This window comes from Mesorhizobium sp. PL10, from assembly GCF_053714315.1.
The window spans coordinates 427,592-440,079 of sequence record NZ_JBSKBR010000001.1 but is presented as its reverse complement, the minus strand read 5'-3'; the positions used below and the strand labels follow the sequence as shown (position 1 = coordinate 440,079).

Genomic DNA, 12,488 nt, shown 5'->3' with positions numbered 1-12,488 from the left:
GCTGCCCGAAACGGTGGCGGGTTCTTTTTACCCCGCAGCCGGGCGGCTGCGGGCAGGCAAGGCAAGGGGCCAGCAAGACGACATGCGCAACCGGATCGTTCTCGGCATCATCAGCCTGTGCCTTGGCGTGCTGGTGTTCTCGCTCCAGGACCCGCTGGTCAAGGCGGTGTCGGGCGGCTATCCCGTGACCGAGGTAATGTGGATTCGCTCGATCGTTGCCTTGCCGATCCTGATCGTTCTCGTCCACGCCGATGTCGGCCTGCGGGCCATCGCCTCGAAGCGGTTTGGTCTGTTGACGATCCGCGCCTTCATCCAGTTCAGCTCCTACACCGTCTACTATCTGGCGATCGCCGCCTTGCCGCTGGCCGACGCGGTCGCGCTCTATTTCATGGCGCCGCTGTTCATCATGGCGATGGCTGGACCCTATCTTGGCGAACGTGTCTCCTGGCAGGCGCTGGCCACTGTGCTGATCGGCATGCTGGGCGTGGTCGTGATGCTGCGCCCGGGCGCCGGCCTGTTCGACTGGGCGGCCTTCTTGTCGCTGGGTTCGGCGCTGCTCTACGGTTTTTCGCAGCTGATGGCACGCAAGATCGGCGACACCGAATCCTCCACCGTCATGGCATTCTACCAGAACGGCGCCTACCTCGTGGGTGCTGCCGCGGTTGCCGGCTCATTCTGGCTTGCCGGCGTTACCCACGCGGTCCATCCCAGCCTCGAATTCCTGGTGCGGCCATGGGTCTGGCCGACGACACCGGATTTCCTCAAGATGGCCACCTGCGGCTTCGTCGCTTCGGCCGGCATGATCCTTTTGTCGCAAGCATACAGGCTAGCGCCGGCCAACCGCGTCGCCACCTTCGAATATACAGGCATCATCTGGTCGCCGCTGTGGGGCTTCCTGTTCTTCGACGAGGTGCCGCGCTCGACCACCGCCATCGGTGCGGTGCTAATCATTGGTGCCGGGCTGCTCGCGCTCAACACCGAGCGGCGCAGGAGCACCGGCCCCGTCCTTGCTGCAAGCCAGGATGCCGCGTGAGGCGTATCAGGCGAAGCAGGCCAGCGCCTGGTCGACCCGCGAGCGGATTTCGGCCAGCGTGAACGGCTTTTGCACGACATCGACAATGATGCCGTTCAGCTCTTCGGCGCGCTCGCGCTGATCGGCATAGCCGGTCATCAAAAGGATCTTCATCGTCGGAAAGAGCCTGACCGCGGCGATCGCCATCTCTATGCCGTCCATCTCCGGCATGCGGATGTCGGAGACGACGAGGTCGTAACCGCCGCCCGCCGCGCTGATCATCGCCAGCCCCTGTGCGCCGTCTGCGGCAATGTCGATAGTGTGCCCGGCGCGTTCGAGCGCGCGGGCGGCGAGGGTGCGGACGGACTCATCGTCCTCGACGATCAGAAGCTTTGCCATGGGCCGGAACTTGGCGGGCAAAAGTTGACTTTTTCTGAAAATTTGAAACGTCGGAGGTCTTTTCTCAGGCGTCGCCCTTCACGACACCGACAAACGGCAATTCGCGAAAAGCGTGAGCGACGTCCATTCCGTAACCGACGACGAAATAATCGGGACAGTCAAAGCCGACATAATCGGCGTTGAGCTCGGTCTGGCGACGCATGCGCTTGTCGAGCAGCACCGCAATGGCGCAGCTTTTGGCGCCACGCGACAGCATCAGATTGCGGGTGAAGGAGAGCGTCTTGCCTGATTCGAGGATATCGTCGATCAACAGCACGTCGCGGCCGGCGACCTCATTGTCGATGTCGCGCAGCACCCTCACCTCGCCGCTGGTGGTGCCGGCGCCATAGCTGGAAATGAAGATGAATTCGACCTCTGGCGACAGCCCGACATCGTGCATGGCCCGAATGAGATCTGCAGCGAAGATGAAGGAGCCCTTCAGCACGGAAATCACCAGCAGGTCGTGATAGTCGTGCTCGGCAATCTCCTTGGCGAGTTCAAGATTGCGCCGCGCGATCGCGGACGCCGAAAACAGGACTTCGATGTCCTTGCCGCGCACAACTGGCATCAATAACCTTTCCGAGAGAACGTCGCCTAGCCGGCGAAAGTGACCGAGACGGCCTTCACACCGTTTCTAGGCACGTCGAGACGGCTGGAAAAGCCGAATCTTTCGCCGGGCGCCAACGAACGGTTGGATGTCCCCAACGTATAGCGCGTGATGCGGCTGTCATTGCCGGTGACGCGTATCTCCAGCGGCGGCAATGATCCCGCCTTCACACCGTCATTTACGGCCTCGCCATCCACGAACAGAACCGGGGTGGCGCCGGATGAATCGACGCGCGAGGTGACGCCGGCAATGGTAAGCGCGGCGCCGGCCGGCTGCTCAGCCGCAAGGAACGGCGTTTGGCGCACCAGAGCGTGGCCCCCTGAGACCCAGAAGGCGGCGAGTGCCGCCCCAACGCCGGCGATCCAGAAGATCGGCCCGCCACGCGAAGCCGGCGGCCGCACCGTTGCGGCTTCCGGCTTGCGCAGCATGTCCATGCCTTCGATCGACGGCGTGGCCATGCCCCGCGCCGGCGACGACGCGGCTTCCACGCTTGGAACCAGGCGGGGCAGCACCTCATAATCGGCATCGACGATGTCGGTCGCCACAGGACGCAATTCCGGCGCGCCATTTGTCCACAGCCCGGTCATGATTTCGCCGGAAACCGGGCGCGCGGTTCTTTGGTCAGCCATCACGGCCCCGCTGTTCGCTCTTCGTTTCTTTTGCGTAAATGGAAATGGTTAACGCTTCCCCACCGGAACTCTTGTGACGCATTCAAAAACAGCGAAAATTAACCGACGGTTAACCATGGCGGCCGATGGTCGTTTGACAGAAAGGGCTGGCACGCCGCCGCCATACATTTCAGGTCGTCGCACGTGATCCGCTTCGAAAATGTCGGCCTCCGCTATGGCATGGGTCCGGAAATCCTCCGCGACATCTCGCTGCACATTCCGGAGAGCTCCTTCCAGTTCCTGAGCGGGCCCTCCGGCGCCGGCAAGACGACGCTGCTGCGCCTTCTGTTCATGTCGCTTAAGCCGACACGCGGGCTGATCACCATCTTCGGCAAGGACCGCTCGCGCATCTCGCGCGCCGAACTGCCGCATCTGAGGCGCCGCATCGGCGTGGTGTTTCAGGATTTCCGCCTGCTCGACCACATGACCACCTATGAGAATGTCGCCCTGCCGCTGCGTGTGCGCGGCCGCGAGGAAGCGAGCTATCGCACCGACGTCACCGAACTTTTGAAATGGGTTGGGCTTGGCGAGCGCATGCACGTGTTGCCGCCGGTCCTGTCGGGCGGCGAAAAGCAGCGCGCCGCCATCGCCCGTGCGCTGATCGAACAGCCCGAGATCCTGCTCGCCGACGAGCCGACCGGCAATGTCGACCCGCCGCTGGCGCGTAGGCTGCTCAGGCTGTTCATCGAGCTCAACCGCCTCGGCACCGCGGTGGTGATCGCCACCCACGATCTCGGCCTGATGGAGCAGGTCGACGCGCGCCGCATGATCCTGGCCGGCGGAAGGCTTGACGTCTATGACTGACTTGTCCGCCGAACAGCTGCATGAAGAGGCCGCCGAGCCGGCGGCAGCGACGCAGCGCGCTCAGCGCCGCATGGCGCCGATCGTGCCGGCGCAGAACATTGCCGGCCGCGCCTTGGTGCTGGTCATCGCCATCATGACCTTCCTGTCTTGCCTGACCTTCGGCGCCGTGACGCTGGTGCGCGACACCGCCTCGGTGTGGGAGAACCAGATCTCGCGCGAGGCAACCATCCAGATCAAGCCTGTCGACGGCCTCGACATGGAGGCCGCCCTTGCCCAGGCGTCGCAGATCGCCGGCGAATTCCCCGGCGTGAAGGCGACCCGGATCATCGACCGCGATGCGACGGCGCGTCTCCTGGAGCCGTGGCTGGGCTCGGGCCTGAACATCGACGAACTGCCGGTGCCGCGTCTGATCATCGTCACCATCGACGAGACCAGCCCGCCCGACTTTGCCGCCATCCGCGCGGCGATCACACCCAAGCTGCCCAGCGCATCGCTTGACGATCACCGCACCTGGGTCGACCGGCTGGTCGCCATGGCCCGCACCACCGTCACCATCGGCATCGCCGTTCTGGTGCTGATGCTGTCGGCGACGGTGCTGACGGTGGTGTTCGCCACCCGGGGCGCCATGGCCGGCAACGGCCATATCATCGAAGTCCTGCATTTCGTCGGCGCCGAGGCGCGTTTCATCGCGCGCGAGTTCCGCTGGCATTTCCTGGTCACCGGCATGAAAGGCGCTGCCGCCGGCGGCGCCGCCGCGATCCTCGTTTTCATCGTCTTTTCCTGGTGGTCGTCGCGCAACATGGCAACGCCGCAGGCCGACCAGGCCACCGCTTTGTTCGGCAATTTCGCCATCGGATCGGCGGGTTATCTCGGCGTCGGCCTGATGGTGCTGGTGATCGGTGGGCTGACGGCGGCGACATCGCACGCCACCGTCGTTGCCTATCTCAGCGACATCGATGTCCGCCAGCCGGACGCGGGCTGAACCATGAGGACAGAAGCGAAAACAGTTCGAGGGCCAACGGACAGGAACACCGGGGCGATCACGGATCGAAAAACGACGTAACGTAATGTGCGCTTTTTTCCTTATCAAAGCGGCATTTCAGGATTAACCATAGGATGATGGACGCGCGGAACTCGACCGGGACGGCTGGACAGATCCCAGTGGTGGGTGCGCGTTCGCATGGGCGCACCGGCCCGAGCCGATTGCGGACAGCATTGCGTCTCGCCTCCCTCTGTCTGCTGCTGCTGGTGGCGCTGTTTGCCGGCGGCTTCGGCTGGTTCGCCAGCAAGGTCAGCCACATGACCACTCCGGCCAATCCCGCCAAGGCCGATGCGATCATCGTCTTGACCGGCGGCCAGGCACGCCTCGACGCCGCACTCGATCTGCTTGCCTCCGGCAAGGGCGAGCGGCTGCTGATCTCAGGCGTCCATCCCTCCGCCAGCCGCCGCCAGTTGCAGGCCGCGACCGGCGGCGACAAAGCGCTGTTTTCCTGCTGCATCGACATCGACCGCGCCGCGCTCGACACGATCGGCAATGCCGAGGAAAGCGCCAAATGGGTTGAGAGCCACGCCTATGGCAGCGTCATCCTCGTCACCAACAACTACCACATGCCGCGCAGCCTCCTGGAAATGGGCCGCCTGCTGCACGGCGCCAGGCTTGAGCCCTATCCGGTGGTCAACACCAACCTCGACAATGGCGACTGGCTGACCAAACCGGAAGCGCTCCGCGTGCTTCTGACCGAATACAGCAAATACCTGCTGGCGCTGGCGCGCGGCATCGTTCCGATCCGCCAGACCCCTGACAGCGTCGCGCTGGCCGAGGTTTCGACCGCGAAGGACTGAGTCGATTATCCCTTGGCCGCGCCTTCCGGGGCGCGGCGCAGCCGCGCAATCTCCTGTTCGAGCCGCTCAATCCGCTTGTCGCGTTCGGCAAGTGCGGCCGCCACGTCGGCAGCCTCGAAACGCTGCGGAATGTGTTGCGGACAGTTGGCATCCCAGGCCGAGACGATGAACAGGATGACCTGCTCGGGGCGCGCCTTGTAGTCCTGCGGCATCAGCTTTGCCAAAAGCTCGGCATCGTCCTCGACGACGCGCGCCGTGCCCCAGATCTTGATGCGCTGCCGATGCGCATAGTCGATCAGGAACAGGAATGCCTGGTTGTTGTCGGCAAGGTTGCCCTGGGTGATGAACTGCCTGTTCCCCGAAAAATCGGCAAAACCGATGGTCTTCTCATCCAGCACCTTGAGGAAACCGGCAGGCCCGCCGCGGTGCTGGATATAGGGTTGGCCCTCGCCATTGGCCGTCGACAGGAAAACGCTTGTCTGCGCAGCGATGAAGTCGGCGAGGTCCGGCGTGATATGGGCGCGCCAGCCGCCACGCTCCTCGGCGCTTGCATAGCCTTTTCGCGATCCCTTGCGGGCCTGGATCGCCTTGACTGTCGGCGTGAAGGCGACATCGCTTGTGAAGGTATGGGCGTTCATGGAAGCCTCCGCGAGGCCAAACCTCTGGCCGTTGTGCACCAGAGATAGAGGCTTCCATGTTTTGGATGTAGATGGCATATTCGTAACCCGCCCTTCCAATTTCCGGGAGAAACCATGGATCGCCTCGAAGCCATGTCGCTGTTCGTCGCCGCGGTGGAAGCCGGCAGTCTTTCCGCTGCCGGCCGCCGATCCGGCATCCCGCTGGCGACGGTCAGCCGCAAGGTTTCCGACCTCGAAAAGCATCTGAAGACGCGCCTGCTCAACCGCACGACAAGGCAGCTGACGCTGACCGATGCCGGCCAGGCCTATCTTGCCGCCTGCCGGCGCATCCTCGGCGAGGTCAGCGAGGCCGAACGTACCGCCGCCGGCGAATACAGCACGCCGACCGGCGACCTGTTCATCACCGCGCCGATCGTCTTTGGCCGCCTGCACGTGCTGCCTGTCGTTACCGAGTTCCTGGCGGCCTACCGCCAGGTCAACATCCGCCTGACGCTGGCCGACCGGATTACCCAACTGGCGGAGGAACATCTCGACCTCGCCATCCGCATCGGCGAGCTTGCGCCTTCGAGCCTGGTCGCCATCCGCGTCGGCGCGATCCGCCGCGTCGTCTGCGCCAGCCCCGGCTATACCGCCGCGCACGGCATGCCACAGGCGCCGGACGATCTGGCTGCGCATGAATGCATCAGTTTCGAGGGGCCTGCGGCGCTCGCCAGCTGGAGCTTTGCCGGCGGCAAGGGTGAGCTCATCGTCCCGATCCGCTCGCGGCTGAGCGTCAACACCGCGGAAGCGGCGATCGATGCCGCGATTGCCGGCGCCGGGGTGACGCGGGTGCTGTCCTACCAGATCGCGGACGCGGTACGCTCCGGCGTGCTCGTCCCGGTCTTGCGGCCCTTCGAGCCGCAGCCATGGCCGGTGAGCCTGGTCCATGCCGGCCAGGGCCTGCTGCCGGTGAAACTGCGTGCCTTCCTCGATTTCGCCGCCCCGCGGCTGAAGCAGCGGCTGCTGGAGGCGACGTGGTGAGCTGAGGCGGGCTGCGGATCGACGGGGAGCCAGCCGATGTCGGGCCATTGCGGCGTTTCCTTTTTGTCTGCGCTTGGTGTAACCAACGCACACCTCCTCAACAGGCCCTTCCCCGCATGCTCTATATCCGCTCGCTGGCGTTCAACTTCGTCTTCTACGTCAATCTGATCGTCCAGATGATCCTCTGGACCCCGTACTATTTCCTGTCGCCGCGCCACCGTGCCTGGTTCGTGCCGAAATTCTGGTCACGCACCAGCCTCTGGCTCCACGACAAGATCGCCGGCACCAGGAGCGACATCACCGGCGTCGAGAACCTGCCCGAAGGCTCCTTCATCCTGGCGCCGAAACACCAGTCATTCTGGGACGCGATCGCTTTCTTTCCATTCCTCCAGGACCCGCTTTACATCCTGAAGCGCGAGCTCACCTGGATCCCGTTCTTCGGCTGGTACATCCTGAAGATGCGGATGATCCCGGTCCATCGCGGCAGCCGCTCCAAGGCGTTGAAGCAGGTCGTTGCCTCGACAAAGCAGGAAATGGCGCGCAACCCCCGCCAGCTGATCATCTATCCCGAGGGCACGCGCCGCGCGCCGGGCGATGAGCCGAACTACAAATACGGCATAGTCGAACTCTATGCGCAGCTCGGCGTTCCGGTGGTCCCGGTCGCCCATGTCGCCGGCCTCTATTGGCCGCGCCGCAAATTCCTGCGCTTTCCCGGCACCATCAAGGCCCGCTTCCTGCCGCCGATTCCGCCCGGGCTCGGCAAGGACGAATTCATGGACCGGCTAATCGGCGAGACGGAAGCCGCCTGCGACCAGCTGCTGATCGAGGCGTCGCAGGCGCCTAACCCGCCGTCGATGCCGCCGACGGCGGTCAAGCGACTGGCTGAACTCGCCGCCGCGAAGGCAAAGGCCTGATCTATTCAGCTTACGGCCACGCGGCCAATGCCGTGGTCACCACCAGCGTTGCTGCGAACACCAGATTGATGATCCGCGACGCCAGCGGCTGGCGCAGGTAGCGGGCGAAGGCCGCGCCGGCGAGCAGCCACAGCACATGGATGGCGACGATCATCAGAGTGAGAACAGCCAGCCTTGCCGGAACGCCGAGAGCATCGGCGCCGGCCGCCGTCGCGGAGCCGGCAAGGACGGCGGCAATCGCCACATAGGCCTTCGGATTTGCAACGGCGAGCAGGAAGCCGCCGAGGAAGGTTGGCAGCACAGCGCCGCTGTCGCGTGCCGCCAGCGGCGGCGCCGTCGCTATTCTGAAGGCGAGATAGAGGATGTAGGCGGCGGAAGCGACCGCCAGCATCGGCGCAACCCCTGGCATCGAGGCGAGGATAGCCGTGATGCCGGTGGCCACCACCAGCAGCACAGCGACCGTGCCAACTATGATACCCGATGCGTAGCCGAGCGAATTGCGCAGGCCAAAGGCTGCGCCAATCGCCGTGACGCTGATCGTGGCCGGGCCAGGACTGCCCATGACCACGGTTGCCGCCAGCACCAGCGCCAGCAATTGCTGCCAGGGCTGCGTCTGCGAAAGAATGTCTGCGACCATGCTGCTCCCGCCTCTGCCACCATATCGGGGCAGATTGGCAAGGCAGCGGACAATCGTCTTGAACGATCGTGCCGAACCTGACGCGTTACCCGCTGGCCTTGTCCAGCGCAGCAAGATCCTCCGCGCTGAGCTTCAGCGATGCCGCGCGCACCAGGCTGTCGACCTGGTCGAGCGTCGTCGCGCTGGCGATCGGCGCTGTGATGCCGGGCTGCGCCATCACCCAGGCGAGCGCCACTTCCGCCTGGCTGGCCGAATGCCGCGCCGAGACATTGTCGAGAGCCGCCAGGATGCGCATGCCGCGCGCATTGAGATACCCCTTCACGCCACCGCCGCGTTCACTTTTGCCAAGATCGGCCTCGCTGCGGTACTTGCCGCTGAGGAACCCCTTGGCGAGGGCGAAATAGGTGATGACGCCGATATCCTCCGCCGCGCACAGATCATGCAGCGGCCCGTCGAAGGAAGAGCGGTCATAGAGATTGTATTCCGGCTGCAGCACGGCATAGCGCGGCAGCCCGCGCAGACTGGCCACATCGAGCGCGGCGCGCAACTGGCCGGCGTCGAGGTTCGAGGCGCCGATATGGCGCACCTTGCCTGCGGCAAGCAGCTTCTGATAGGCGCCGAGCGTTTCCTCGTAAGGCGTCGTCGGGTCAGGCCAATGCGAGAGATAAAGGTCGATAACGTCGGTCTGCAGCCGCTTGAGCGACGCCTCCACCGCTCTTTCGATATGGGAGGCCGACAAATCCTTCTTGCCTTGCCCCATATCCGAGCCGACCTTGGTGACGACAACGATCTTGTCGCGGTTGCCGCGGCTCTTCATCCATTTGCCGATGATCGTCTCGGACTCGCCGCCCTTGTTGCCGGGCACCCAGCGCGAATAGGAATCCGCCGTATCGATGGCGTTGAGGCCGGCGCCGGCGAACCGGTCGAGCAGGTCGAAGGAGGTCTTCTCGTCAGCGGTCCAGCCAAAGACATTGCCGCCCAGAACCAGCGGCGCGATGGAAAGGTCGGTTTGACCGAGACGACGTTTCTGCAAGATGGGGCTCCGTGATGCTGGCGGCGGCGGGCGAACCCGAATGCTTCGGGCCGCAGCTAAGCTAGGTCTCGCCGCGCCGAGGTCAAAGGCCTCAGCCAATTTTCCAGCGGACCAGCGCTTCACAAAGGCGCGACCTGCCCGCCTATAACCTGGCCATTGCCTACTGGCTTTGACGCCGGTATTCGCCGGGTGGCAGTCCGACTGTGCGATTGAAAAGCCGGCTGAACGAGGCCGCGTCCTGATAGCCGACCTGATAGCATATCTCCGCAACACCAAGCCTGGTGCTTTCGAGAAGCGTCTTGGCGGCCTCGAGCCGTTGGTCCTGAATCCATCGGCCGGGAGTCGTGCGCAATTCATCGGCAAACCGGCGCGCCAGTGTTCGTGGCGACAGGCCGAGTTGCGCGCCAAGCAAGGCAAGGTCGAGCGTTCTGAGCTGGTTTCTTGCCAGGGTTTCGAGGCGGTCGCGCAACGGCTCATGCAAGGGCAGCAAATCGGTGAGCGGGAATTCATATGGCGCCTGGCTGTGGCGCGACGGCGGCAGCACCAGCAGCTTTCGAACCAACCGCTCTTCCTTGACGAAGCCAAACTCCTTTAGAAGCGCCTTGCCGAGTTCCAGGCCTGAAAAACCACCGCCGCAAGTATAGATCCGACCGTCCCCGACCAGGACGCGGGAAGCATCCCAGCGCACTTTCCGAAAGCGGCGCTGAGCATCGGCCTTCAGCCACCAGGAAATCGTCGCGCGTTTTCGATCGAGAAGGCCGGCATCGGCCAGGAAATAACCGGCCCCGCAATGCGCGGCGATAATGGCGCCGTCACGCTGTGCCCTGGTGATCAACGGCGCGGCATGGCGGCTCTCTTGCGCCAACGCGGCAACCAGTTCCGGCACCTGCATGCCGGGCATGGCAAGCAGGATCAGCAGGTCCATACGCTGCGAGGGTTCGCGTCTGGTGTGAAACGAAATTCCCGGTGTCGTCGTGGCGTCAGCCTGCCGCGCCACGAATTCGAAGGAAATCGCCGGTGCGCCGCGGATGGTGTTCACCAGGTCGAACATTTCGACGAGCGTGGCGGCGACTGCGGAATAGAAAGTCGACGGCAGCCAGATTACGGCGTGGAGGGGTTGGTTGGCCAAGATGCCTCCTCATGCACAACAAGATATGGCAAATTTAGCATACAGATTGTCAAATCTGCCAATTCTGATTTTCGGCGACCGCCCATAAGGTCCGCCGCGCCGATGCATGTATCGGCGTGTTTGGCCGGTCGCGTCCCGGCCGCTGGCCCGTGTGGAGACCGACATGAAAGCAATTGTATTCGACGAAATCGGCTCGCCGCGCGACGTGCTCTATCTCGATGATGTCCCCACGCCGCGCATCGGTGACGGCGAGGTGCTGGTCAGGATGGTCTCGGCTTCGGTCAACCCGGGCGACTTTCTGTTCATCCAGAACCTCTATCCCGAACCGAAGAAGCCGCATTTTCCCCGGCAGATCGCCGGAAATCATGGTGCAGGCATCGTCGAGGCGGCCGGGACAGGAGTCGCGCTGCAACCCGGCACGCTTGTCGCCTTCAGCCACTACAACACCTGGGCCGAGTACGCGGCCATTCCCGCTGAATGGCTTATCCCTTTGCCCGCCGACTATCCCGCCGAACGCGCCGGGCAAATGGTGAACCCCATCACCGCCTGGGACCTGCTGGTGGATTCCCGGGTGCAGCCTGGCCAGTGGCTGGCGGTCACGGCTGGCTATTCCTCGATTTCAACCATGGTGATGCAGTTCGCCCAACGGCGCGGCATCAATGTCATCGCGGTGGTACGACGTCAGCATCAAAGGCTGAACTTGAAGGAGCTTGGCGCCGCCGCCATCCTCGACCTGTCGGACGTGAATGGCGACATCCGGGAGGCCATCATGGACATGACCGGCGGCGCCGGACTGAACGGCATCATCGACAATGTCGGCCGGCCTGTCAGCGGCGAGTTGATCCGCACCCTTGCCCTTGGCGGGCAGATGGTCATCAACGGCGGCATGAGCGCGGAGCGTTTCGAGCTGCACAATTTCGACGTGCTGCTGAGCGGCGCCGAAATCAGGGCAAACATTTATCGCTACTTCTTTTCGCCGCCCGTCGAAGCCGACCGGCCGATGCTGCGCGAGATTGTCGACATCTTCGGCCAGCCCGGCTTCCATATCCCTGTCGGCGGTATCCACCCGCTGACCCAATTCAAGCTTGCCGTCGCAAACAGCCTGGATCGCGCCGATCTGGGAAAACAGATTTTCACGATGTAGCGTCGGGCGCGACCCCTCTCGCCACCTCTTCCAGCCAGTGATCGCGAATGCCGAGCGCCTTCAGATGCTCGACCGTGCTTACCACATAGCCCTCATTGTTTCCGGACTGGCCGACAGCCCCACGGATGACGCCTGCCGCATGCGCGGCATCGAGCCCGCCGGCATACTGTTCATGCTGGCGGTCGACGATGTAGGCGACGGCTTTCACGGTCTCACGCTCGGCCAAGCCGTTCCCGTCGAGGCTGATATCGAGCACACGCTCGAGATAGACACTGGTGACGAGTTCACGCTCGCGCAGATAGGTCAGCACCTCATCGCGCAACTCGCCGGGTACGCGAAACGCCAGCCCGATGCAGGAGCCGCCGCGGTCGAGGCCGAGCACCAGGCCCGGCCGCTCTCGCGTGCCGCGATGCACGAAGGAATACACGCAGAGCGACCGGCGGTAGCCGTAAAGCCGGGCGCGGCGGGTCTCGACATGAGCGAATCCCGGCCGCCAGATCAGCGAGCCGTAGCCAAAAACCCAAAAATCGCCCATATCGCCAAGCCTGATTGCACGTGAGTGACGCCGCCGCATCGGAATCGGTGCTCTTCTCTCTTTTTGC

At 63.9% G+C, this 12,488-nt stretch carries 15 protein-coding genes; 7 read left to right on the top strand and 8 right to left on the bottom strand.

Annotation, left to right across the window (positions count from 1 at the left end; all coding sequences use genetic code 11):
• The first annotated feature begins 82 nt into the window (after positions 1-82).
• The gene (locus tag ACWGTO_RS02225) at positions 83-1,033 is read left to right on the top strand and encodes a DMT family transporter (protein WP_454573229.1); all 951 of its coding nucleotides are present in this window, start codon (positions 83-85) and stop codon (positions 1,031-1,033) included.
• Positions 1,034-1,039: 6 nt separating this feature from the next.
• On the opposite strand, the gene ACWGTO_RS02220 is transcribed toward ACWGTO_RS02225, so the two are convergent.
• The 3 genes from ACWGTO_RS02220 to ACWGTO_RS02210 all read right to left on the bottom strand — a co-directional run bounded on the left by ACWGTO_RS02220 (position 1,040) and on the right by ACWGTO_RS02210 (position 2,689).
• Entirely contained in the window at positions 1,040-1,411 is a 372-nt protein-coding gene (locus tag ACWGTO_RS02220; protein WP_454573228.1) for a response regulator, read from the bottom strand.
• A 64-nt stretch (positions 1,412-1,475) separates the two neighbouring features.
• Entirely contained in the window at positions 1,476-2,018 is a 543-nt protein-coding gene (gene hpt, locus ACWGTO_RS02215) for a hypoxanthine phosphoribosyltransferase (protein WP_023673315.1), read from the bottom strand.
• Positions 2,019-2,044: 26 nt separating this feature from the next.
• A complete protein-coding gene (locus tag ACWGTO_RS02210) occupies positions 2,045-2,689 on the bottom strand; it encodes a hypothetical protein (RefSeq protein WP_454573227.1) in 645 nt (214 codons plus the stop codon).
• A 180-nt stretch (positions 2,690-2,869) separates the two neighbouring features.
• Here ACWGTO_RS02210 and ftsE point away from each other — a divergent pair, with 180 nt between their 5' ends.
• The 3 genes from ftsE to ACWGTO_RS02195 all read left to right on the top strand — a co-directional run bounded on the left by ftsE (position 2,870) and on the right by ACWGTO_RS02195 (position 5,371).
• Positions 2,870-3,529, top strand: coding sequence for a cell division ATP-binding protein FtsE (gene ftsE / locus ACWGTO_RS02205; RefSeq protein ID WP_112619244.1), 660 nt, complete (start codon positions 2,870-2,872; stop codon positions 3,527-3,529).
• The gene (locus tag ACWGTO_RS02200; RefSeq protein WP_454573226.1) at positions 3,522-4,511 is read left to right on the top strand and encodes a cell division protein FtsX; all 990 of its coding nucleotides are present in this window, start codon (positions 3,522-3,524) and stop codon (positions 4,509-4,511) included. The genes ftsE and ACWGTO_RS02200 overlap by 8 nt, the downstream gene beginning before the upstream one ends.
• A 134-nt stretch (positions 4,512-4,645) precedes the next feature.
• Positions 4,646-5,371: a YdcF family protein gene (locus tag ACWGTO_RS02195; protein ID WP_454573225.1), complete on the top strand. Its 726-nt coding sequence runs from the start codon at positions 4,646-4,648 to the stop codon at positions 5,369-5,371.
• Between the two features lie 5 nt (positions 5,372-5,376).
• Here the strand turns inward: ACWGTO_RS02195 and ACWGTO_RS02190 are convergent, their stop codons facing one another.
• Positions 5,377-6,009 (bottom strand): pyridoxamine 5'-phosphate oxidase family protein, encoded by a 633-nt coding sequence (locus tag ACWGTO_RS02190; RefSeq protein ID WP_454573224.1) that lies wholly within the window; start codon positions 6,007-6,009, stop codon positions 5,377-5,379.
• Between the two features lie 114 nt (positions 6,010-6,123).
• Between ACWGTO_RS02190 and ACWGTO_RS02185 the strand changes: the two genes are divergently transcribed.
• Together ACWGTO_RS02185 and ACWGTO_RS02180 are read left to right on the top strand one after the other, a co-directional pair.
• Entirely contained in the window at positions 6,124-7,029 is a 906-nt protein-coding gene (locus ACWGTO_RS02185; protein ID WP_454573223.1) for a LysR family transcriptional regulator, read from the top strand.
• Between the two features lie 116 nt (positions 7,030-7,145).
• Positions 7,146-7,943 carry a lysophospholipid acyltransferase family protein gene (locus ACWGTO_RS02180; protein WP_454573222.1) on the top strand — a complete coding sequence of 266 codons (798 nt, stop codon included), beginning with the start codon at positions 7,146-7,148 and terminating at the stop codon, positions 7,941-7,943.
• Between the two features lie 10 nt (positions 7,944-7,953).
• Here the strand turns inward: ACWGTO_RS02180 and ACWGTO_RS02175 are convergent, their stop codons facing one another.
• The 3 genes from ACWGTO_RS02175 to ACWGTO_RS02165 form a co-directional block, all read right to left on the bottom strand.
• Positions 7,954-8,580, bottom strand: coding sequence for a LysE family translocator (locus tag ACWGTO_RS02175; protein ID WP_454573221.1), 627 nt, complete (start codon positions 8,578-8,580; stop codon positions 7,954-7,956).
• An 85-nt stretch (positions 8,581-8,665) separates the two neighbouring features.
• Positions 8,666-9,613, bottom strand: coding sequence for an aldo/keto reductase (locus ACWGTO_RS02170; RefSeq protein WP_454573220.1), 948 nt, complete (start codon positions 9,611-9,613; stop codon positions 8,666-8,668).
• 160 nt (positions 9,614-9,773) lie between these two features.
• Positions 9,774-10,742 (bottom strand): GlxA family transcriptional regulator, encoded by a 969-nt coding sequence (locus tag ACWGTO_RS02165; RefSeq protein WP_454573219.1) that lies wholly within the window; start codon positions 10,740-10,742, stop codon positions 9,774-9,776.
• Positions 10,743-10,905: 163 nt separating this feature from the next.
• Between ACWGTO_RS02165 and ACWGTO_RS02160 the strand changes: the two genes are divergently transcribed.
• Entirely contained in the window at positions 10,906-11,886 is a 981-nt protein-coding gene (locus ACWGTO_RS02160; protein WP_454573218.1) for a quinone oxidoreductase family protein, read from the top strand.
• Here ACWGTO_RS02160 and ACWGTO_RS02155 read toward each other — a convergent pair.
• Positions 11,876-12,421 (bottom strand): gamma-glutamylcyclotransferase, encoded by a 546-nt coding sequence (locus ACWGTO_RS02155; RefSeq protein WP_454573217.1) that lies wholly within the window; start codon positions 12,419-12,421, stop codon positions 11,876-11,878. The two genes, ACWGTO_RS02160 and ACWGTO_RS02155, sit on opposite strands and share 11 nt — an antisense overlap.
• Positions 12,422-12,488: the final 67 nt, after the last annotated feature.

Excerpts from the sequence above, each read along its gene's own strand:
- ACWGTO_RS02225 (WP_454573229.1), top strand. The coding sequence starts at position 83 with ATGCGCAACCGGATCGTTCTCGGCATCATCAGCCTGTGCCTTGGCGTG.
- ACWGTO_RS02220 (WP_454573228.1), bottom strand. The coding sequence starts at position 1,411 with ATGGCAAAGCTTCTGATCGTCGAGGACGATGAGTCCGTCCGCACCCTC.
- hpt (WP_023673315.1), bottom strand. The coding sequence starts at position 2,018 with ATGCCAGTTGTGCGCGGCAAGGACATCGAAGTCCTGTTTTCGGCGTCC.
- ACWGTO_RS02200 (WP_454573226.1), top strand. The coding sequence starts at position 3,522 with ATGACTGACTTGTCCGCCGAACAGCTGCATGAAGAGGCCGCCGAGCCG.
- ACWGTO_RS02195 (WP_454573225.1), top strand. The coding sequence starts at position 4,646 with ATGATGGACGCGCGGAACTCGACCGGGACGGCTGGACAGATCCCAGTG.
- ACWGTO_RS02190 (WP_454573224.1), bottom strand. The coding sequence starts at position 6,009 with ATGAACGCCCATACCTTCACAAGCGATGTCGCCTTCACGCCGACAGTC.
- ACWGTO_RS02185 (WP_454573223.1), top strand. The coding sequence starts at position 6,124 with ATGGATCGCCTCGAAGCCATGTCGCTGTTCGTCGCCGCGGTGGAAGCC.
- ACWGTO_RS02180 (WP_454573222.1), top strand. The coding sequence starts at position 7,146 with ATGCTCTATATCCGCTCGCTGGCGTTCAACTTCGTCTTCTACGTCAAT.
- ACWGTO_RS02175 (WP_454573221.1), bottom strand. The coding sequence starts at position 8,580 with ATGGTCGCAGACATTCTTTCGCAGACGCAGCCCTGGCAGCAATTGCTG.
- ACWGTO_RS02160 (WP_454573218.1), top strand. The coding sequence starts at position 10,906 with ATGAAAGCAATTGTATTCGACGAAATCGGCTCGCCGCGCGACGTGCTC.
- ACWGTO_RS02155 (WP_454573217.1), bottom strand. The coding sequence starts at position 12,421 with ATGGGCGATTTTTGGGTTTTTGGCTACGGCTCGCTGATCTGGCGGCCG.